Origin of the sequence: Streptomyces sp. ITFR-16 (assembly GCF_031844705.1) — a bacterium.
Taxonomy (GTDB): domain Bacteria; phylum Actinomycetota; class Actinomycetes; order Streptomycetales; family Streptomycetaceae; genus Streptomyces.
Window position 1 is genome coordinate 1,302,801 of sequence record NZ_CP134609.1, and the last position, 18,031, is coordinate 1,320,831.

Sequence of the window (18,031 nt, forward strand, 5' to 3'; positions counted from 1 at the left end):
GCACCTCGACGTACACCTGACCGCCCCGCGAGGGCCTCCGTCTGGCTGGGCACGAAGGCAGCCAAAGCCTCCCCGGTCAGGGGTGTTTCAGATAGCGGAGGACTACCAGGAGGACTTCGTCACCCCTGGCAGATGTCCGGCGTGGGCCTGGGTACGCAGATTGACGCGGGAGAGCCCGAACTTGCGCAGGTGGCCGCGCGGACGGCCGTCGACGCTGTCGCGGTTGCGCACCCGGGTCGCACTCGCATCCCGGGGCTGGCGCCGGAGTTCCGCCTGGGCGGCGGCCTTCTCGTCCGCCGTGAAGTGCGGGGACGACAGAACGGCCTTGAGTTCGGCGCGCCGTTGCGCGTAGCGAGCCACGATCCGCTTCCTCTTGTCGTTCTTCGCGATCTTGCTCCTCTTTGCCATCAGACGCGCTCCCCTCGGGCCCGGATCCGGGCGACGGCGGCTTCGATGCCGATGGCGTCCACGGTCTTGATGGCACGCGCGCTCAGCCTCAGCCGGATGTTCCGGCCCTCGCCGGGCAGCCAGTAGCGCTTGCTCTGGATGTTGGGGTCGAACCGGCGCGAGGTTCGCCGGTGCGAGTGGGAGATCTTCTTGCCGAAGACCGGCTGGGCGCCGGTCAGCTGGCAGCGGGCGGACATGAAGGTTCCTGCCTCTCTCTTCACCGAGTTATCGGTAATGACAATCATTGTCGTATGCTACCCGTCATGGCCCGCAACGAGGTACGCCCGATCATCAAGCTCCGCTCCACCGCCGGTACCGGCTACACGTACGTGACCCGCAAGAACCGCCGGAACGACCCGGACCGGCTGGTCCTGCGCAAGTTCGACCCCGTCGCCCGGCGCCACGTCGAGTTCCGCGAGGAACGCTGACCCGCTCCGGCTCCACCCACTTCTGCCCGCCCGTCGGCACCCGATCGAGAGAACAGCCATGAAGCCCGGAATCCACCCCGCCTACCGCCCGGTCGTCTTCCGCGACAAGGCCGGTGACTTCGCCATCCTCACCCGGTCCACGATGACCAGCGACAAGACCGTCGAATGGGAGGACGGCCGGACCTACCCCGTCGTCGACGTCGAGATCTCGTCGGCCAGCCACCCCTTCTACACCGGCACCGCCCGCGTACTGGACACCGCCGGCCGCGTCGAGCGCTTCGAGCGCCGCTACGGACGGGAGGAAGGCCGCCGATGACGCTCGACGAGCCGATGCCCGTGGTGATCGTCGCGGGACTCCACGCCGAAGCCCGCCGTGCCGCGGTCGAGCAGTTGCTGCGCGAGGTGCCCGGCAGCGTCGCACTGCACCACGATCTGTCCGCCAGCCCGGCGGGTGCCGTGCGCCGGAGTGTCCGCGACTCCACGGGCGAGTCGGGCCGGGGCGAGATACCGCTGGTCAACGACTGCGCGTGCTGCGCCCTGCGCGTGGACCTCGTTCCCGAACTGGAACGGCTGGCGGACAGCGGCCTCACCCGGCTGGCCGTGGTGGAGCTGTGGGACTCGGTGGAACCCCGCGGCATGGCCGAGGTGACAGCCGCCCACGGCGGCGGGACCTTCCGGCTGACCAACGTACTGACCGCCGTCGACCCCGCCCTCGCCCTGGCGTGCCTCTCCAACGGCGACGACCTCGCAGAGGCGGGACTCGCCGCGGCCGCCACGGACCGGCGCACCGTGGGCGACGCCTTCGCACGGCAGTTGGAGTACGCGCCCGTGCTCGCCGTCGCCGACAGCGCCACCGCCGGACCCGACGACCTGGCCCTCCTGCGGCAGTTGCACCCCACCGCACAACACGTGGAGATCGCTTCCGGCCGGTTGGGGGCCGCCGCGGTCGCCGGCTTCGACGTGGACGCCGCGGCGGCCGCACAGCACCCGGCCTGCGCACGCCTGCCCCACGACTGCGACGAACACGGCATCAGCACGCTCGTCTGGCGGCGCCGCCGCCCCTTCCACGCCGGCCGCCTCTACGACGCGCTCGAGGACCTGTGCTGCGCGGCGGCCCGCAGCCGGGGCAGGTTCTGGCTGGCGGACCGGCCGGACCATCTGCTCGCCTGGGACGCCGCCGGCGGTGCGCTGTGCGTGGAGAGCGCCGGCCCCTGGATGGCCGCACTGCCGGACGCGGCCTGGGAGATGATGCCGCCCGAGCGACGCACCGCAGCCACTGTCGACTGGCACCCCGAGCACGGCGACCGCTGCCAGCACCTCGTCTTCACCTCCCCCGGCCTCGACCGGGCCGGGCTGCTCGCGCTGCTCGACTCATGCCTGCTCACCGACGACGAGTGGGCCTGCGGACCCGGCGCCTGGTCGCGGCCCACCGGATTCGACGAACTGCTCGACCCCGTCGCCTGAACCTCCCCTTCACCCCACCGAGGAAGCTTCCATGCCCCGCCCCGCCAAGTCCGCGCGCAAGGACCGGCCGAACCCGCTCGACGCGGCCGGCATCACGTACATCGACTACAAGGACACCGATCTGCTGCGGAAGTTCCTCTCCGACCGCGGCAAGATCCGCAGCCCTCGCGTCACCCGGATCAGCCCGCAGCAGCAGCGCCGTATCGCCACAGCCATCAAGAACGCCCGCGAGATGGCCCTGCTCCCCTGTTCCAGCCGCTGAGACCGGCGCTCCCACCCTCTCCGCCCCTCCCACGAAAGGGAAACTCCGCCATGGCCGTCCCCAAACGCAAGATGTCCCGGAGCAACACCCGCCACCGCCGCGCCCATTGGAGGGCGAGCACCCCGACGCTCGTCCCCTTCACCGTCGACGGACAGACCTACCTGGTGCCTCAGCACCTGAGGAAGGCGTACGAGCGCGGCCTGCTCCGGCCGAAGGACTGACCCGGCATGCCGCGCGACGCGCCACGGCCTGCCCGTTGCGGCCCCACGCGCTCGCGCCGCCCTCACCCCACCGACGTCCCGGCGTGGACGGACGTCAAGACTTGGCAACGATTTCCATGACCACCAAGACGCCATGGTGGTGACATTCATTTTCAATTAGCGTGTGGGGCAGATACCCCACGCCCCTTTCCGTCCTGGAGGACTCCCATGCCCATATCCCCGTCCCGGCGCCTCGCGCTGATCACCGGCGCTTCTCTGGCTCTCCTGGCGGGCTGCGGTACCTCGTCGTCCGACTCCGGCAACGGCGCATCGCAGGGGGCCACTCCCACGCCGAAGGTCGACGTGGTGGCCTCCACCAACGTCTACGGCGACATCGCCGAGCGGATAGGCGGCGACAGAGTCGATGTCACGTCGATCATCAGCGACCCCGACCAGGACCCGCACTCCTTCGAGGCCAGCAGCCAGAATCAGTTGGCCCTTTCCAAGGCGAAGCTCGTCATCGAGAACGGCGGCGGTTACGACGACTTCATCGACCGCATGCTGAAGAGCAGCGGCAACTCCTCCGCAGAGCTGATCAACGCGGTGGAGGTGTCCGGCAAGGCCGCCCCGAAGGGCGGTGAGCTCAACGAGCACGTCTGGTACGACTTCCCCACCGTTTCCAAGGTCGCCGACCGGATCGCCGCCGCTCTCGGCAAGGCCGCCCCCGCGGACGCCGCCACCTTCACCAAGAACGCCGAGACCTTCAAGGACGGGCTCGCCGGCCTGGAGGCGAAGGAAGCGGACATCAGGAAGGCGCACAGCGGCGAGGGGATCGGCATCACCGAGCCCGTACCGCTGTACCTGACCGAGGCGAGCGGACTGGTCAACAAGATGCCCGACGCGTTCAGCGAGGCCATCGAGGAGGGCGACGACGTCTCCCCCAAGATCCTGCGGGAAACCCTGAAGCTGTACAGCGACAAGCGGGTCAAGGCGCTCGTCTACAACGCCCAGACCTCCGGGGCGCAGACCGAGAAGGTCAAGGCCGCAGCCGCGGCGGCGGACGTCCCCGTCGTCCCTGTCACCGAGACCCTGCCCAAGGGCAAGGACTACCTCGGCTGGATGACGGCCAATGTGGACGCGCTCGCGGCCGCGCTGGGCAAATGACACCGCACGACAGGGCGTCCGCCTCACTCCCCCGGGCCCGCCGGGGCGGCACCGGTCATCCGGCGGCCGGCGGCGCCCCGGTGATCAGCCTGCGGGGTGGCGCCCTCTCCTACGGTGAGCGCACCGTGTGGCAGGACCTCGACCTCGACGTACGGCCGGGCGAGTTCCTGGCCGTACTCGGGCCGAACGGCTCCGGCAAGAGCAGCCTCGTACGGGCCCTGCTGAACCGGCAGCCCCTGTCCGCCGGAACGCTGACGCTTCTCGGCCGGCCCCCGCGCGAGGCCGCCCGGCGCATCGGCTACATCCCCCAGCAGGCCGAACTGTCCGCCCAGGCGCTCCTGCGCGCCCGTGACCTGATCCGCTTCGGCATCGACGGGCACCGGTTCGGGCCCGGGCTGCGCCGGGCCGCCGTCCGCCGCCGGGTGGACGAGATGCTGGAGGCGGTGGGCGCCTCGGCCTACGCCGATGTCCCCCTCGGCATGCTGTCCGGTGGCGAGCGGCAACGCGTACGCATAGGGCAGGCGTTGGCCACCGACCCCGGCATTCTGCTCTGCGACGAACCGCTGGCCTCGCTCGACCTGCACCACCAGCGGGCGATCACCGAACTGATCGACGCCCGCCGCCGCTCCCACGACACGGCGGTCGTCCTCGTCACCCACGAGATCAACCCCGTGCTCGACCTCGTCGACCGCGTCCTCTATCTCGCCCCGGGCGGCCACCGCGTCGGCACACCCGACGAGGTGCTGACCTCCGCGTCCCTGTCACGGCTGTACCGGACCCAGGTCGACGTCGTCCGGATACGCGGGCGCGTCGTGGTCGTCGGCACACCCGACGGTCCGGCCGCCCCGCCCCATCACGCCGACGCGAGGAAAGGAGTGCGTCCATGACACTCGCCGACGGGATCTGGCAGCAGATCTTCAGCTTCGACAACTACGGCGAACTCCTCGTCCTGGTCCGCAACTCCCTCGTCGCCGGTGCGGCGCTGGGCCTGATCGGCGGCCTGGCCGGGGTCTTCGTCATCATGCACGACCTGCCCTTCGCGGTCCACGGCATCAGCGAACTCTCCTTCGCCGGGGCATCGGCCGCGCTGCTGCTGGGGACGAACATCGTCATCGGCTCCATCGTGGGGTCCCTGCTCGCGGCGGCGGTGATCGCGGTGCTGGGCACGCGGGCACGCGACCGCAACTCGGCCATCGGCATCCTGATGCCGTTCGGCCTGGGCCTGGGCGTCCTGTTCCTCGCCCTCTACAAGGGGCGGGCGGCGAACAAGTTCGGTCTGCTGACCGGCCAGATCGTGGCCGTGGACGCCCCGCAGACGGCCTGGCTGCTCGGAACCTCCGCGGTGGTGCTCGTCGCCCTCGCGACGATGTGGCGTCCGCTGGCCTTCGCCAGTGCCGACCCCGACGTGGCCGCGGCGCGAGGGGTGCCGGTGCGCGGTCTCTCGTTCGCCTTCATGCTCGTTCTCGGGCTCGCCGTGGCCCTCTCCGTGCAGGTCGTGGGCGCCCTGCTGGTCCTGACGCTGATCGTCACCCCGGCCGCCGCCGCGTCCCGGGTCACCGCCTCGCCCCTGCTGCTTCCGCTGCTGAGCGTGGTCTTCGCCGTGGCCTCGATCGAGGGGGGCATTCTGCTGGCGCTGGGCAGTTCCGTCCCCATCAGCCCCTACGTCACCACCCTCTCGTTCGGCATCTACGTGGTCTGCCGCGTCGCCGACACCCACCGCGCCCGTCGGTGGGGCAACCGCAGGGTGGCTCCGCAGCCCGTCTGAGGCGGGGCGCGCCGGAGGGAGAGAGCGGTTCTCCCCCTCCGGCGGGTCGGGGCCGGTCCAGGGAGCGGCAGGCGGCCGGGGCCGCCTGGGCACACGGACCGGACGTGCTCTAGCGGATGTAGAGCCAGTACTTCGTCTTGGCGGTGGAGACGTACTCGCACTTGTACTCGTTGAAGCCCTCGCGCTGGTACTGCTGTCCGCCGTCCACACAGGCGGACTTGGTGGCGTAGGTCTTCACCAGAAGCCACGACGCCGTCGGGGCCGCCTGGGCGGGGGCGCTGACGGCGGTGGCCGCGAGCAGGGCGGCACCCAGGGTCAGAACTGCCGAACGCTTACGCATCACAATCTCCCTCGTTGACCGTGGCCCGTCCGGCACCTCGAAACCTCAGGAGCCTCAGGAACCTCCGAAGTAACGCAGCGGGAGCTTGGTTGATCTGCCGGGCGGAACGCAAACTTCCATCACAAGGATCAAGCAAAGACCTTGTCACAGGGTTCGTCGCATGATCGTTCCGGCCCGGCTCGACCGCTGTCGGCCGCCGTGACACAGACCACCCATATGCATCTGTCCCGGGTGTTTGGCGCCGGGCCGGTGGGTAGGGAGCACTGTGATCGCCGCAGGCGACAATCCGGTGGATACTAGGTAAAAGAGCAGAGCAAGGAGGGTTCGATGTCCTCGAAGCGACGTCGTAAGAAGAAGGCCCGCCGCAAGAACGGCGCGAACCACGGCAGCCGCCCCCAGTGCTGAGGGGTCCGGACACACGTCGGGGGCGGCCCATGCCGCCCCCGACGTGTGTCCGGACCCGTTTCCACCCATGGCCCCTCTGGCCGGGCCGGCACCGGGCTGGTAGAACTCTTCCCCCGCACCGCCGGCAGGGGGAGTCCATGACAGGGACCATCAACGACGAGGCGGCACGCGCCACTTGGCCGTTCGTCGTCGCCGCCTGCCACGCCGCCGGGCTGGACCCGGAAGGCGCCGAGCCGGTCAGGATCGCCGACCACGCCATCTGGGCGATATCCGGCGAGGTCGTCGTGCGCCTCACCCGCCCCGGCCGCAGGGCCGCCGCCCACACGGAACTTCGCACCGCCCAGTGGCTCGCCGACCACGGCGTTCCCGCCGTCCGCCCGGCGCTGCCCGGAGTCGTGGAGCTGCCCGGGGAACGGGCCGCCACGTTCTGGCGGAGGCTGCCGGACCACACCCCGGGCCGTCACGAAGACGTCGCCGGCCTCCTGCGCCTGCTCCACCGGCTTCCGCTTCCCGACCACCTCCCGCCCCTGGCCGACCCCGCCGGCAGGGCCCGCGCCCGTATCGAAGCCGTCCGACACAGCTCCGTCATCGACCACGCCGACATGGGCCGGCTCGCCGACCGTGCCGATGACCTCGCCGACGCCTGGCGCATTCTCGCCGCCGGCCTCTCCCCCGCCCCGCTCCATGGGGACGCCTGGGCCGGGAACGTGGCCCGCACCGCCGATGGGCGGGCGTTCCTCCTCGACCTCGACTCCGCCGCCGTCGGGCCGCCCGAGTGGGACCTGACCTCGACCGCCGTGAAGGTCTCCACCACCGCCACCATTCCGCCGGCCGAGTACGAACGGTTCGTCGCCGCGTACGGCGGCTACGACGTCCGCACGTACGACGGATTCGAGGTCATGCGCGACATCCGCGAACTCCACATGGCCGTCTACGCGATCCAGACCGCCGTCGACCATCCGCACACGGCCCCCGAGGCGCGCCACCGCGTGGCGTGCCTGCGCAGCCTCAACGGGCCCCGGCCGTGGACCTGGACCGCCGTGCCCCATCCCCCCGGCCGCCCCGGCCCGATCGTCTGAACCCGGGGGACGACGACCACTCAAGCCTCCACCTGAATACCGCCTTTTTCTGGTAGCGCTTCCAGTATTTTTTTCGTGCGACCGACGCTTAGGCGAGGTCAGCGGCGGCGCCCCCCTGGGCGTACCCGCAGGGAGCCGGCCCCTCACGACTGATTCAAGCTCCGAATGAGCACGCGAAGTTGGGCGACTCAACAGCCACAAGGTGATGGGTTCCTGTTCAACACATGAAGTCGAGAGCATTGACAGCACGTTACGACAGTGTCATGTTCACGATGAACGACATCGGCGGCCGCCCTCCTCGATCGGCCACTGGCGCCGTCGATCCCGCGCACAGAACTGGAAGCGCTACCAGTCTTCATCGGCTGAGCAAAGGAGCTCTCGTGCCCGTCCCCCTCGCAAGATCCTTCCGAGCCCTCATCGCACTCCTGGCGGTCTGCCTGTTCATCCCCCTGACCGCCCGTCCGGCGCACGCGGCGTCCTGGGGGGCGCCGCAGACCGTGAACTCCTGGAACACCATCAACCAGCGGTGGACCGCCAACAACGAACTGGAGACCTACACGCCGAGCTGCGTCTGGTACGAGGGCAACACGCTCGTCATCAAGACCTACAAGGGCAGCGACGGCCAGTACTACTCGGGCCGCGTGGAGTCCAAGGCGCTCTACGGCTACGGCACCTACAGCTTCACGGCGAACATGCCGAACGGGCAGGGCCTGCTCCCCGCCGTGTGGGCGGCCTACCTGAACCCGTGGCTGCCGGAGTTCGACGCCGCGGAGATCGTGGGCCAGAACCCGAACACCGTCTACCAGACCTTCCACGACCCGAACAACGCGCAGACCCAGTTCTCGAAGGCCAACTCCTCGGGCTGGACCAACGCCTACCACACGTACTCCTTCACCTGGTTCCCCGACCACATCGACTTCACCGTGGACGGGACCATCACCGGAACGAAGTGGTACTCCACCGCACCGGGCGTGGGGATGCGCTTCATCGTCAACACGGCGGTGGGCGGCGACTGGCCCGGCAACCCGAACGACTCGACGTGGGCGACCGCGGACGGGGCCCGGTACCTCAAGGTCTCCTCGATCACCTACACGCCGTACTACCCCTAGCCGAACGGTGCCCGGTGCCGGCAGCCGCCCGGCCCGCCGGCACCGGGCTCCCCGGGGCGAACCTCGGCACAGAGCCCCGGCCCCCATGAACGCCTGTGCGTCCGTGGGGGCCGGGGCCGCCGCGGTCTCCGTGACCGGCGGTCGTCAGTGGGGCAGGTTCCAGGTCAGCCCCGGCCGCGCGTTGCGCGCCAGGGTGTGCGCGAAGTCGGGCCACCAGGCGCCTGCCGGCGGGTCCTCGCCGCCGCCGTACTCGGGATCGCCGGGTCCCGGGGTTCCGCGGTGGCACGTCCCGTCGGACTCACCGATGATCTTGACGTAGAGATACGCGTCCGCCAGCGGCAGGCCGGTGTCGGCCGTGGGGTGCACTCCGACGCCACGTCCAGGGGCATTGCACCAGTGTTCGTCGTCGGTGTACTTGTCGGGCGCCGTCCACGCGCCCAGCCCGTTGCGACTGGTGTCGAGGACGTAGTGAGTGAGCCGGTCGGCCGGGACGGTTCCGACGTTCTTGTCGTACCAGGCGTCGGTCCAGTGCCAGGTGGCGGGGTCCTCGAACGTCACCGAATTGCCGGGCGCGCCGTCGTTGGGTGCCGACGCCGAGTAGTACTGACTCGCGCACTCGGACGCCCGGCTCTCCACCGGACCGGAGCCGTGGGTGGCGTAGTGGATGCACTGCGAGACCCAGGTGGCGTAGCGGTTGAGCTGGTCGGTGGGCTGGTAGTTGGAGACGTTGAGCGCGATGCCCTGCGCCTTCTGCACGCCCGCCGCCAGCAGGCGCTGGGTGATGACGCCCGGCGGCTGCCAGTTGCTGGTGCCGCCGTCGACGTAGACCGAGGTGGACGGCTGCTGTTCGAGGGTCTCGATCGCCGACTTGACCGAGGCGAACCGTTCGGCGGTCCGGGTGCCGTCGGGATCGACGTCCGCTCCGCAGTCCTGGGGCAGCAGGGCGAGCCCGTCGGGCTCGACGACCGTCAGCGCCTTGCCGCTGCCGATTCCCCGGGCGACCGCCTTCACCCAGGCGTCGTAGGCCGCGGCGTCGGCCGCGCCTCCGCTGGAGTAATTGCTGCAGTCGCGGCCCGGGACGTTGTACAGGACGAGGACCGGCACCGTGCGGGTCGCCTTTGCCGCGCGCATGATGCCCTCGACCTTGGTACGCACCTGGTCGGGTGTGCCCTCGGTCAGCCAGAAGGACTCGGGCCACGAGGCGAGCTTGGCCATGTTCAGCGCGTCGGCGAGGCGGCCGGCACGCAGGTCGGCGACGGCCTGCTTGGCCGCCTTGCCTGCCGGATCGACGTAGAAGCGTGTGTCATGGGGCAGTTGGTGACTGCCTGAAGGCCGTGGCGTGGCGGTGGCCTGTGGTGCCAGGCCCGCCATCGTGACGGCCGCGCAGGCCAGCACGGCCATGCGGCGGAGGGATGCGACGCGGCTCATGAAGGTGCTTCTCCTTGTCGGGGTGGTGCCCGCCGCCCCGGAGCGGGACGGCGTGGCGGGACCAGGAAGAGGGGGGAGGGTGCCGTCCACGGCGACCTGGCGGCAGGTTCGGAGCGGGGCATGTGCGGGCCCCGATCAGCGGTGGCTTCCGGTGAGGAGCCCGACCGGGCCAATTTTTGGGAGCGCTTCCAGTCGTGGGCTCGATGATGGGGCGAAGGGTTGAGCGTGTCAAGGAAGTCGGCGAGGGCGGACGAGGCGACGGCTCACGTGAGCAGACCCCCGGAGACGGTCCCGCGGCCGGACGCGCGCATCGCCGTACCCGCCCCACCGCTCAGGCGGAACCGCGCAGGACCAATGCGGTGGGGACGATGACATGGTCCGGTGGTCCGTCTGCGGGAGCGGGGGTGCCGATTCGGCGCAGGAGGAGCCGGGCCATGGCACGTCCCATGCCGTCGATGTCCTGGTGGACGGTCGTGAGCGGCGGATCGGTCGACTCGGCCACGCTGGTGTGGTTGTCGAAGCCGATCACCGCGATGTCGTCCGGGACGCGGCGTCCCCGTTCGCGCAGGGCACGCAGGGCGCCCTTGGCCATGAGGTCCCCGGCCACGAACACGGCATCGATCCCCGGCCGGCGGTCCAGCAGTGCGGCCATGGCCCGTTCGCCGCTCTCGGCGGTGAAGTCGCCGTGCTCGACGAGCGCCGGGTCGGTGGAGCCACACGCGTCGCGGTACCCCGCGAGCCGGTCCACTCCCGCCGCCGGCCCCAGCGGCCCCGCGATGTGTGCGACGCGCCGCCGCCCCGATGCCGTCAGATGGTCCACGGCCTGACGCGCCCCGCCCCGGTTGTCCGCGTCCACGAACGCGGGTGGCCGCTCGTGCGGTGCCGACGGCCAGTCGGGTCTGCCGCAATAGACCGCGGGCAGCCCGATGCGGCGCATGATGGGCGGCAGCGGGTCGTCGGTGCGGACGGAACATGCCAGCACCCCGTCGACGTGTCCAGCGGTCAGATGGCGGAGCCGTCAAGGGCTGGCGTCCGCTCGCGCGCTCAGCTGCTCCCGCGCACCACCAAGTGCGACGGAAGGAGAATCGGGCTGGGGCTCCTGCCGCCGATCAGAGCGATCAGCATGCGGGCCATCTCCCGGCCGAGATCCCTTATGGGCTGATGGATCGTGGTCAGCGCGGGTTCGGCGACCTGGGCGATCGCCAGGTCGTCGAACCCCACCACGGACACGTCCTGCGGCACCGACCGGCCCGCGCCGCGCAGCACCCGCAGCGCCCCGGCGGCCATGTTGTCGTTGGCGGCGAACACACCGTCCAGGTCGGGGTGGCGCTCCAGCAGACGGGTCATCGCGGCGGCCCCGCTCGCCTCGGTGAAATCACCCGTCTCGGGGTCCAGGGCCTTCAGTCCGGCCAGCAGCAGCGCCTCCTGGTAGCCGCGGTGCCGGGCATGCCCCACCTCGGTGTCCAGGGGGCCGGTGATCGTCACGATGTCGCGCCGCCCCCTCGACAGGAGGTGCTCGGTCGCGGCACGTGCGCCGGCCGTGTTGTCGATGTCGACGTACCACTGCGGTGTCGTTCCGCCGGGCCGGCCGCCGAAGACCACCGGGGTCGACGTCTTGTCGGCGAGCCCGGCCAGCGGATCGTCCTCGTGCAGCGCCATCATCATCACCCCGTCCACACCGCCGGAGCGGAGCAGCTTCTCCACCCTCGCCCGGCCCCGGTCGGATTCGGCCAGGCACAGCATCAGATGCAGGTCGGCGTCCTCCAGCGCGGCCGAGATCCCCACGATGACCTGCGCGTAGAACGGATCGGCCAGCACCGAGGGGTCCTGGCGGGAGATGACGAGCGCGGCCACCCCGGACTGGCTGGTCGCCAGCGCCCGCGCCTTGGAGTTCGCGACGAAGCCCAGTTCACGCACGGCCCGCTCGACGGCGTCGCGCTTGGCGCGGCTGACATGAGGTGCGTTGTTCAGCGCCCGGGAGGCGACCGAACGAGAGACCCCGGCCCGCTCAGCCACCTGGTCGAGCGTCATCTTTCGGGGCGGCGGAACGTCATTCATACGGCCCTGGTCCTTCCCAGCAAGATTTTTGGAAGCCCTCCCATTCTCCACTCTCGCTGACCTCCGGGGCTACGGGCTCCGGGTATGGGCTCAGGTGCCCGTCTCCAGAGCCCCTGCCGGTTCCCAGGCCGCCGCGCACAGGGACTCGGACACCGCCGCCGTGTAACGGGCGCCGGCGAGCCAGTGGGCGGCGAAGCCGTCGGTGTCGGCGGGGAGGAGGCGGCCGAAGAGGTCGCGCTCGCGCTGGGCGGCCGAGGCGCACAGGGTGGTGAGGAGCCCGGCGGCCGTGGGAAGGCCCGCGCGCCGGATGCGAAGGGTCTCGGCTGTGACGTCACCGAGCATGCCGAGAGCCGCGCGGCCCGCCGTGACCGCCTGTTCGACCCGGCGCTCCAGGAGATACAGGGGCGAGTGCGCGCCGGATGCTCCGGACTCCGGCGGGGCGACGTGCACGGGGGCCGTCGCGTCCGGGAGGTCGGCGCGGCGCAGGCGGTCGAAGCCGAGGTCGACCGTGCCCTCGCCGGTGGGGTGCGAGCAGGCGAGGAGGGTGAGCCGGGGGTGGAGGGCGGGCACCATGCGGCCGATGATCCTCAGCCGTGTCCCGGGCGCCGCGGCCAGCAGCATCAGATTGTCGCGGTGGGCGAGCGCGGGATCGTCGTCGGCCACGGCGAGCCGTACGGGGATGCCTCCCCGGCACAGCGCGAGCAGGCAGGTGCCGCCCGACTCCCGTACGGCTCCGAGGAGTTCGACGTCCAGGAAGAGCAGGTCGCCACCGCCGCCGACCGGGTCCGCGTAGCGGGCGACGGACCGCAGGGCGCGGGCGGCCTGTGCGGCCGGCGGCGTCTCCCACAGGGCGGCGAGCGGCGGCTCCGTCCACGCCGCGCCCCGCGCGGTCACGGCCTTGACGCCCTTGCCGGCGCCCAGCCTGCCGTCCGGGGAGACCGTCGCCCCCGAGACCGCGAGGCCCGCCCTGCCCAGCTCCCGGTGGGTGAGCGCGCTGTCCCCCAGCCGCACGGCCCGGTCGGCCACGCCCAGGGCGCGCCCGACACCACCGGGTGCCACGTCGCCGACCGTGCAGAGACGGCCGTCGGAGCCGGCGACCCAGGTGCGGACGCCGCCGTGTCCCGAGTCGGTGACCACGGGCTCGGTGAACAGGCCGTACAGGCGCAGCGAGCCGTCCGGGCTGTACGGGCGGCGCGCGCTGCCGCAGACGGCGGCCAGCTCCGCCCCGGACGCCGTCCCCACCCGGTGCGCGGTGCCGAGGAGTTCGGCCAGGGCCGTGACGAGGTCGGCGGTGCGGTAGGACGGGTCCCCGGCGCGGGCCGCGCGCAGCAGTGTGACGACGGACAGCGCGGCGGCCGCCGGGCGCGGCAGGTGCCGGAGCCGTGCGGTGTGCGCGGCACGGAGAAGGACCGACTGGGTGACGGCTCCCGCTCCGTCGGCGCCGGCCTCCAGCACGGCGGCGCCCGCCGACCACAGCGCCTCGGCCGCGGCCCGCTGAGCCGGACCCGCCACCTCGGGGGCGGGGGCCTGGGCGGGCACGGTGTTCGTTACGGGGGCGGGGGCCGTCGCGGAGGCGGGGGTCGCCAGGGGCGCAGGGTCCGTCGCGGAGGCGGAGTCCTGGGCCGGTGCGGGGTCCGTTGCGGTGGTGGGATCCGTTGCGGTTGCGGAGGCCGTTGCGGGGGCGCGTTCCGGGGCAGCCGGGATCGGCTGGTCGGCGGGCTCGGGGACCGCGTCCGCCATGGGCGCGGCGCAGGCGGCGGCCGCGCGGTGGACGCAGGCCGGGGCGAGGAGGCAACCGCAGGTGATGGCGTCCGCCGTCGCCACCACGCCCCCCGGGGCGTGCAGGCGCAACGCGGTCTCGTCGTCGACCTCGATCGTCACCGTGTCCCCGTCGCGGTGCGTCGGACGGGCGCCGAGCTTGGTGACCATCGCGTCCAGCCGCTTGCGCAGCCGGGGCGAGAGATCCTCCACGAGCGTCGCCGTGACCTCCGGTGCGACGGATGGCAACCGGTCTGCGGTCATGCGGTCTTCTCCCCTATCCAGCGGGCCAGTTCGAGTGGGCTGAGGGCCGCCACGGGCATGCCGGCGGCCACGAGCTGCCCGGCGACGCCCGTCGAGTAGCGCGGCCGGCCGGCGTCGTCGAGACTCGCGCACCCGAGGACGTGGCAGCCGGTGTTCACCAGGGCCCGCACTTCGGCGAGCAGCCCGCCGAGCGGCGCGCCCTCCTCGAAGTCGCTGATGACGACGACGAGGGTGCGGCTGGGCACCTCGATCAGGCCGCGGGCGTGCCGCAGCCCGGCAGCGATGTGCGTGCCCCCGCCGACGCTGACCTCCAGCAGGAGGGAGAGGGGGTCGTGCACATGGCCGGTGAGGTCGACGACCTCCGTGGAGAAGGCCAGGAAGTGGGTGCTCAGGGTCGGCACCCCGGCGAGCACGGAGGCGGTCAGCGCGGACCAGATCGTGGACGCCTCCATGGATCCGGAGACGTCGGTGACCAGGATCAGGCGCCAGTCGGCCGACCGGCGGACCCGACTGCGGAACACCGGTCTCTCGGGGATCACCCGGACCGTGCCGTCGGCCGTCCGCCGGGCGGTGGCCAGGTTGGCGCGCAGCGTGCGCGGCAGGTCCAGCCTGCCCCCGGGGCGGCGGGTGGGCCGGGCCGACATGGCGCCGGTGAGCGCCGGGCGCAGCCGGGTGGCGAGCTGCCGGGTGAGTTCGTCGACGAGGCGGCGGACCAGGGGCCGGAGCGCAGCGAGGCGGGCCTCGGGCAGGCCGCCCGCGTACCGGAGGATCGTCCGGAGCAGTTCCACGGAGGGGGTGGCGGCCGCCGGGTCGAGTGCGGTGAGGACGTCCTGCCTGCCTGTTCCGGCTGCGGCGGCGAGGACCTCCTCGCGGACTCCCGGGCCGAACAGCGCGGCCAGTTCCTCGGACCACTCGCGGACACCGGGGTACGAGGGTTCCCGACCGCCGCGCCCTGCGCCACCGGGTCCGGGCAGCCCGCCCCGGGACCCCTCGCCGTGTCCGGCGCCGTAGAGCTCGTCCAGAGCGGTCGCCAGCCGGGCGGCGCCGGACGGCAGCTGGTCGGGGCGCCGGCCGAGCACGAGCCGCCACCGGTCGGCGGGTGCCAGGGTCCGCGCGGGGGCGGCCTCGGTGGAGGGCGCGGTGACGGGCTGCGCGGCGGGGCGGCCGGACAGCGCAGGATTCCGGTCGTCGGGCGCGGACGGCGGGACGCGCAGGCCGAGGGCGGCCAGGAGCTCGCGGGCGGCGAGGTCGGCCGCCGTACGACGGGCCAGCTCGGCCGGATCGTCCGCGTCGAGGCCGTCCACCCGTGTCCCGAGCCGCTCCTCGACGGTGTCCAGCAGGCGGTCCCGGGCGGCCGGGCTCAGCGTGTCGAAGCCGCCGCGCAGGGCCGGCAGCCGGGCCAGGAACGCGGTGTCGTCCAGCTCGACGACCCGGCGCAGCAACGGGTCAAGGGCGCCGACGCCGACGGTCAGGAGCGGGCCCGCCACCGTCAGGACGCCGGTGAGACGGGCGGTGAGCGCGGCCCGTGAGGCGCTGTCCACGGCTCCGTCCACCCAGGAGGCGACCCGTCCGCCGAAGCTCTCGGCCTCCTCGTGGCCCGTGAGCACTCTGACCGCTCCGGCGGCCGCGGCGATCAACGGGGTGCCGTCGGCGGCCAGCCGGGCGAGTGCGGCGGTGAGCCGGATGCCGCCCACCCGGTCGGCCCGCTGGGACAGTTCGAGGAGCGCCCGGGCGTCCTCGGGCTCCTCGGAGCCGGTCAGGCCGTCGACCTGGCGGACCGCGGCCGAGGTCAGGAGTTCGGCCGCGTGCGCGGTGTCGGCGGCCCGGGCGGAGGCGGCGGTGCCGGGGGCCGAGGTGCCTGCGGGCGGGGCGTCGGCGGGCAAGGCGTCCGCGGGCGAGGTGTCCGCGGGCGCGGTCAGGCCCGGCAGGTGGCCGGCGTCGATGCGGTCCAGCAGGTCGAGCCCGGCGAGGAGTTCGGGAAGGGTGCCGCTCGCGGGAAGTACGGCCGCCAGCTCGGTGAGCCGTTCGTCGGCCAGAGTGGGGAGCCCGCACTCGGCGGCCTCCGTGAGGCCGCGGACGACCTGGGCGGCCGTCGGGCCGCCCTCCGCGCGCTCGGCCGCGTGCCGCTGCCGCAGCACGCCCTCGGCCGCCTGGGCCGGGGTCACACCACGGGCCCCGGCCGCGGTGAGCATCGCGGCCGTCGCCGGGGTCCACCGCACCTGCCAGCGCGTCGTGAGTCCTTCCGTACCCGCCGCGCCGGTCACCCCTTGCTCCTGCGCGTACGGAATGCCGCACACCGTCAGCCTGCGCAGCAGCAGTTCACGGCGCCGGTCCAGGGCGGAGCGCGCCGGGTCGAGCCGGAGATCGCGCGGCGCCTTCTCGTGCGTGCCCTCGGGACCGGGGAGGGAGAGCGCCGCGGTCTCGGCCTCGACGGCGGGGCCGAGTCCGCTGCGCGGGGCGGCGGGCGCGGGCCGTCCGGTGCGGGCTCCGACGAGTACGCGTTCGAGGGCCTGGGCGACGGCGCGGCCCGTGCCATAGGTCTCGCCGCGCCCCAGCACCGTCTGCACGGCCTCCAGGAGTTCACCGCGGCCGGGGGCGGGCAGATCGCGCAGACGGGCCAGGTCGGCGGCCACCCGGACGACCTCCCGGCCGTCCGCCGGGCCGTAGGGGTGCCCCTGTTCGCGCAGCGCGGCGCAGACGCGGACCGCGGTGCGGATCAGCGCCTCGTGCAGCGCGGCCGGGTCCCCGGCGGCGTCCAGGACGATGTGCTGCCACTCCGGGTCCCGGATGCCGGCCGGGTAGCCGGACCGCGAGTCGAGCAGCGGGTACGTGTACGGGACGAGGGAGACCGTGCATGCGTCGGTGCCGGGGCTGTTGTCGGCGCGGCCGACCGCGTGGCCGTCGGCGTGGCGGCCCCCGCCGTTCGCGCGACGGTCCCCGCCCGGCTCGGGGGCGGTGGCTTCCGGCGCGCCCGGCGCCTCCGGCGCGGGGTCGCCGGTGGCCCCGGCGTCCCGTGGCAGCAGCGCAGGGGTGTGGAAGGCTCCCACCACCACGGCGGGCCGCCGCCCGCTCGCCAGTGCCTCGGCGACATGGCCGCGCATCCACGCCTCGCGCGCCAGGTCCGTACGCTCCACCCCTCCCCGCGCCTCGGCCTCCCGGCGCAGCGCCCAGCCGGTGAGCAGGGCGGCACGGCGCAGTGCCTCGGGTGTCGAACCGGGCGCGAGGGCCTCCACCAGCCTGTCCCACAGGTCGTCACCGTCCCGGCCGGTGAGCCTGGACCTGAGCGCGTCGGACAGCCCGAGCCCCTCCCCGGGCGTGGGTTCGGAGTCGGCGCCCGGGCCGGGGGCGGGGGTGTCCGGACCGCCGTTCCCCGACCACGCCCGGTCGGCCAGCGGGAGGTCGCAGGCCACGGCCGGGACGCCGTTGCGCGCCGCCCAGCGCAGGGCGACCAGTTCGGGCGAGAAGTCCGCGAACGGGTAGAAGGCCGGGCCCCGTTCGCCTGCCGAGCCGGGACCGGCCCCGTCGGCGGGCACGGCGGCCAGCGCCACCGGGGCCTCGGTCTCCTCGTGGGCCAGCCAGCCCAGCCAAGGCTGGAACTCTGCGGGCAGTTCCACGAGGAGGACGTCGGGGGCCGCCGCGTCCAGCAGGGCCGGCAGGGCGGCCGCCAGCGAGGGCGCGTGGTGGCGCACCCCGATCAGGAACAGCTCTCCCGGTCCGCTCGCCGCGAGGGCCGCCAGCGCGGCGTCCGGGGCTGCGGCCCCGGACGCCGGGTCGGGTGCCGGGGCAGCGACCGGTGCCCCGGCGGCGGACGGCACCTCGGCGGCGGGCCGCGTCTGGGGGAGGGTCGACTCGGTCATCCG

At 73.0% G+C, this 18,031-nt stretch carries 18 protein-coding genes and 1 pseudogene; 11 read left to right on the forward strand and 8 right to left on the reverse strand.

Going from position 1 to position 18,031, the window contains the following annotated elements; genetic code table 11:
• Nucleotides 1-102 precede the first annotated feature (102 nt).
• Both rpsN and rpmB read right to left on the reverse strand, forming a co-directional pair.
• On the reverse strand, nucleotides 103-408 hold the full coding sequence (rpsN, locus tag RLT58_RS05805) for a 30S ribosomal protein S14 (protein ID WP_311309306.1): 306 nt from the start codon (nucleotides 406-408) through the stop codon (nucleotides 103-105).
• Nucleotides 408-644 carry a 50S ribosomal protein L28 gene (rpmB, locus tag RLT58_RS05810; protein ID WP_311309307.1) on the reverse strand — a complete coding sequence of 79 codons (237 nt, stop codon included), beginning with the start codon at nucleotides 642-644 and terminating at the stop codon, nucleotides 408-410. The genes rpsN and rpmB overlap by 1 nt, the downstream gene beginning before the upstream one ends.
• 66 nt (nucleotides 645-710) lie before the next feature.
• Between rpmB and rpmG the strand changes: the two genes are divergently transcribed.
• The 8 genes from rpmG to RLT58_RS05850 all read left to right on the forward strand — a co-directional run bounded on the left by rpmG (nucleotide 711) and on the right by RLT58_RS05850 (nucleotide 5,730).
• Nucleotides 711-875, forward strand: coding sequence for a 50S ribosomal protein L33 (rpmG, locus tag RLT58_RS05815; RefSeq protein ID WP_225011871.1), 165 nt, complete (start codon nucleotides 711-713; stop codon nucleotides 873-875).
• A 58-nt stretch (nucleotides 876-933) separates the two neighbouring features.
• Nucleotides 934-1,191: a type B 50S ribosomal protein L31 gene (locus tag RLT58_RS05820; RefSeq protein ID WP_311309308.1), complete on the forward strand. Its 258-nt coding sequence runs from the start codon at nucleotides 934-936 to the stop codon at nucleotides 1,189-1,191.
• Nucleotides 1,188-2,339, forward strand: a complete 1,152-nt coding sequence (locus tag RLT58_RS05825) for a GTP-binding protein (RefSeq protein ID WP_311309309.1) — start codon at nucleotides 1,188-1,190, stop codon at nucleotides 2,337-2,339. Before RLT58_RS05820 ends, RLT58_RS05825 begins: the two co-directional genes overlap by 4 nt.
• A gap of 31 nt (nucleotides 2,340-2,370) precedes the next feature.
• On the forward strand, nucleotides 2,371-2,601 hold the full coding sequence (rpsR, locus tag RLT58_RS05830; RefSeq protein ID WP_311309310.1) for a 30S ribosomal protein S18: 231 nt from the start codon (nucleotides 2,371-2,373) through the stop codon (nucleotides 2,599-2,601).
• 50 nt (nucleotides 2,602-2,651) lie between these two features.
• Nucleotides 2,652-2,822 (forward strand): 50S ribosomal protein L32, encoded by a 171-nt coding sequence (gene rpmF / locus RLT58_RS05835; RefSeq protein ID WP_311309311.1) that lies wholly within the window; start codon nucleotides 2,652-2,654, stop codon nucleotides 2,820-2,822.
• A gap of 207 nt (nucleotides 2,823-3,029) precedes the next feature.
• The gene (locus RLT58_RS05840) at nucleotides 3,030-3,965 is read left to right on the forward strand and encodes a metal ABC transporter solute-binding protein, Zn/Mn family (RefSeq protein ID WP_311309312.1); all 936 of its coding nucleotides are present in this window, start codon (nucleotides 3,030-3,032) and stop codon (nucleotides 3,963-3,965) included.
• Nucleotides 3,962-4,852 (forward strand): metal ABC transporter ATP-binding protein, encoded by an 891-nt coding sequence (locus RLT58_RS05845; RefSeq protein WP_311309313.1) that lies wholly within the window; start codon nucleotides 3,962-3,964, stop codon nucleotides 4,850-4,852. The genes RLT58_RS05840 and RLT58_RS05845 overlap by 4 nt, the downstream gene beginning before the upstream one ends.
• Nucleotides 4,849-5,730: a metal ABC transporter permease gene (locus tag RLT58_RS05850; RefSeq protein WP_311309314.1), complete on the forward strand. Its 882-nt coding sequence runs from the start codon at nucleotides 4,849-4,851 to the stop codon at nucleotides 5,728-5,730. The genes RLT58_RS05845 and RLT58_RS05850 overlap by 4 nt, the downstream gene beginning before the upstream one ends.
• A 109-nt stretch (nucleotides 5,731-5,839) precedes the next feature.
• Here the strand turns inward: RLT58_RS05850 and RLT58_RS05855 are convergent, their stop codons facing one another.
• A complete protein-coding gene (locus RLT58_RS05855) occupies nucleotides 5,840-6,070 on the reverse strand; it encodes a hypothetical protein (RefSeq protein ID WP_311309315.1) in 231 nt (76 codons plus the stop codon).
• 327 nt (nucleotides 6,071-6,397) lie between these two features.
• Here RLT58_RS05855 and RLT58_RS36075 point away from each other — a divergent pair, with 327 nt between their 5' ends.
• The 3 genes from RLT58_RS36075 (at nucleotide 6,398) to RLT58_RS05865 (ending at nucleotide 8,663) form a co-directional block, all read left to right on the forward strand.
• The gene (locus RLT58_RS36075; protein WP_389253020.1) at nucleotides 6,398-6,475 is read left to right on the forward strand and encodes a 50S ribosomal protein L37; all 78 of its coding nucleotides are present in this window, start codon (nucleotides 6,398-6,400) and stop codon (nucleotides 6,473-6,475) included.
• A gap of 137 nt (nucleotides 6,476-6,612) precedes the next feature.
• A complete protein-coding gene (locus RLT58_RS05860; RefSeq protein ID WP_311309316.1) occupies nucleotides 6,613-7,554 on the forward strand; it encodes a phosphotransferase in 942 nt (313 codons plus the stop codon).
• 380 nt (nucleotides 7,555-7,934) lie between these two features.
• A complete protein-coding gene (locus RLT58_RS05865) occupies nucleotides 7,935-8,663 on the forward strand; it encodes a glycoside hydrolase family 16 protein (protein ID WP_311309317.1) in 729 nt (242 codons plus the stop codon).
• A 144-nt stretch (nucleotides 8,664-8,807) separates the two neighbouring features.
• On the opposite strand, the gene RLT58_RS05870 is transcribed toward RLT58_RS05865, so the two are convergent.
• From RLT58_RS05870 to RLT58_RS05890, 5 genes and pseudogenes are all read right to left on the reverse strand, one after another.
• Nucleotides 8,808-10,091, reverse strand: a complete 1,284-nt coding sequence (locus RLT58_RS05870) for a glycoside hydrolase family 6 protein (RefSeq protein WP_311309318.1) — start codon at nucleotides 10,089-10,091, stop codon at nucleotides 8,808-8,810.
• A 331-nt stretch (nucleotides 10,092-10,422) separates the two neighbouring features.
• Nucleotides 10,423-11,103: pseudogene (locus RLT58_RS05875) on the reverse strand (substrate-binding domain-containing protein); the annotation flags it as partial.
• Nucleotides 11,104-11,135: 32 nt separating this feature from the next.
• Nucleotides 11,136-12,149, reverse strand: a complete 1,014-nt coding sequence (locus tag RLT58_RS05880) for a LacI family DNA-binding transcriptional regulator (RefSeq protein WP_311309319.1) — start codon at nucleotides 12,147-12,149, stop codon at nucleotides 11,136-11,138.
• Between the two features lie 90 nt (nucleotides 12,150-12,239).
• On the reverse strand, nucleotides 12,240-14,171 hold the full coding sequence (locus RLT58_RS05885; protein WP_311309320.1) for a hypothetical protein: 1,932 nt from the start codon (nucleotides 14,169-14,171) through the stop codon (nucleotides 12,240-12,242).
• Nucleotides 14,168-18,028, reverse strand: a complete 3,861-nt coding sequence (locus tag RLT58_RS05890) for a vWA domain-containing protein (RefSeq protein WP_311309321.1) — start codon at nucleotides 18,026-18,028, stop codon at nucleotides 14,168-14,170. The genes RLT58_RS05885 and RLT58_RS05890 overlap by 4 nt, the downstream gene beginning before the upstream one ends.
• Between the last annotated feature and the right edge of the window lie 3 nt (nucleotides 18,029-18,031).

What these genes read in the sequence shown, in the direction of transcription:
- rpsN (WP_311309306.1), bottom strand. Translation starts at nt 408, where the DNA reads ATGGCAAAGAGGAGCAAGATCGCGAAGAACGACAAGAGGAAGCGGATC.
- RLT58_RS05860 (WP_311309316.1), top strand. Translation starts at nt 6,613, where the DNA reads ATGACAGGGACCATCAACGACGAGGCGGCACGCGCCACTTGGCCGTTC.
- RLT58_RS05885 (WP_311309320.1), bottom strand. Translation starts at nt 14,171, where the DNA reads ATGACCGCAGACCGGTTGCCATCCGTCGCACCGGAGGTCACGGCGACG.
- RLT58_RS05870 (WP_311309318.1), bottom strand. Translation starts at nt 10,091, where the DNA reads ATGAGCCGCGTCGCATCCCTCCGCCGCATGGCCGTGCTGGCCTGCGCG.
- RLT58_RS05840 (WP_311309312.1), top strand. Translation starts at nt 3,030, where the DNA reads ATGCCCATATCCCCGTCCCGGCGCCTCGCGCTGATCACCGGCGCTTCT.
- rpmG (WP_225011871.1), top strand. Translation starts at nt 711, where the DNA reads ATGGCCCGCAACGAGGTACGCCCGATCATCAAGCTCCGCTCCACCGCC.
- RLT58_RS05890 (WP_311309321.1), bottom strand. Translation starts at nt 18,028, where the DNA reads ATGACCGAGTCGACCCTCCCCCAGACGCGGCCCGCCGCCGAGGTGCCG.
- RLT58_RS05850 (WP_311309314.1), top strand. Translation starts at nt 4,849, where the DNA reads ATGACACTCGCCGACGGGATCTGGCAGCAGATCTTCAGCTTCGACAAC.
- RLT58_RS05825 (WP_311309309.1), top strand. Translation starts at nt 1,188, where the DNA reads ATGACGCTCGACGAGCCGATGCCCGTGGTGATCGTCGCGGGACTCCAC.
- rpsR (WP_311309310.1), top strand. Translation starts at nt 2,371, where the DNA reads ATGCCCCGCCCCGCCAAGTCCGCGCGCAAGGACCGGCCGAACCCGCTC.
- RLT58_RS36075 (WP_389253020.1), top strand. Translation starts at nt 6,398, where the DNA reads ATGTCCTCGAAGCGACGTCGTAAGAAGAAGGCCCGCCGCAAGAACGGC.
- rpmB (WP_311309307.1), bottom strand. Translation starts at nt 644, where the DNA reads ATGTCCGCCCGCTGCCAGCTGACCGGCGCCCAGCCGGTCTTCGGCAAG.
- RLT58_RS05880 (WP_311309319.1), bottom strand. Translation starts at nt 12,149, where the DNA reads ATGAATGACGTTCCGCCGCCCCGAAAGATGACGCTCGACCAGGTGGCT.
- RLT58_RS05820 (WP_311309308.1), top strand. Translation starts at nt 934, where the DNA reads ATGAAGCCCGGAATCCACCCCGCCTACCGCCCGGTCGTCTTCCGCGAC.
- RLT58_RS05845 (WP_311309313.1), top strand. Translation starts at nt 3,962, where the DNA reads ATGACACCGCACGACAGGGCGTCCGCCTCACTCCCCCGGGCCCGCCGG.
- RLT58_RS05855 (WP_311309315.1), bottom strand. Translation starts at nt 6,070, where the DNA reads ATGCGTAAGCGTTCGGCAGTTCTGACCCTGGGTGCCGCCCTGCTCGCG.
- rpmF (WP_311309311.1), top strand. Translation starts at nt 2,652, where the DNA reads ATGGCCGTCCCCAAACGCAAGATGTCCCGGAGCAACACCCGCCACCGC.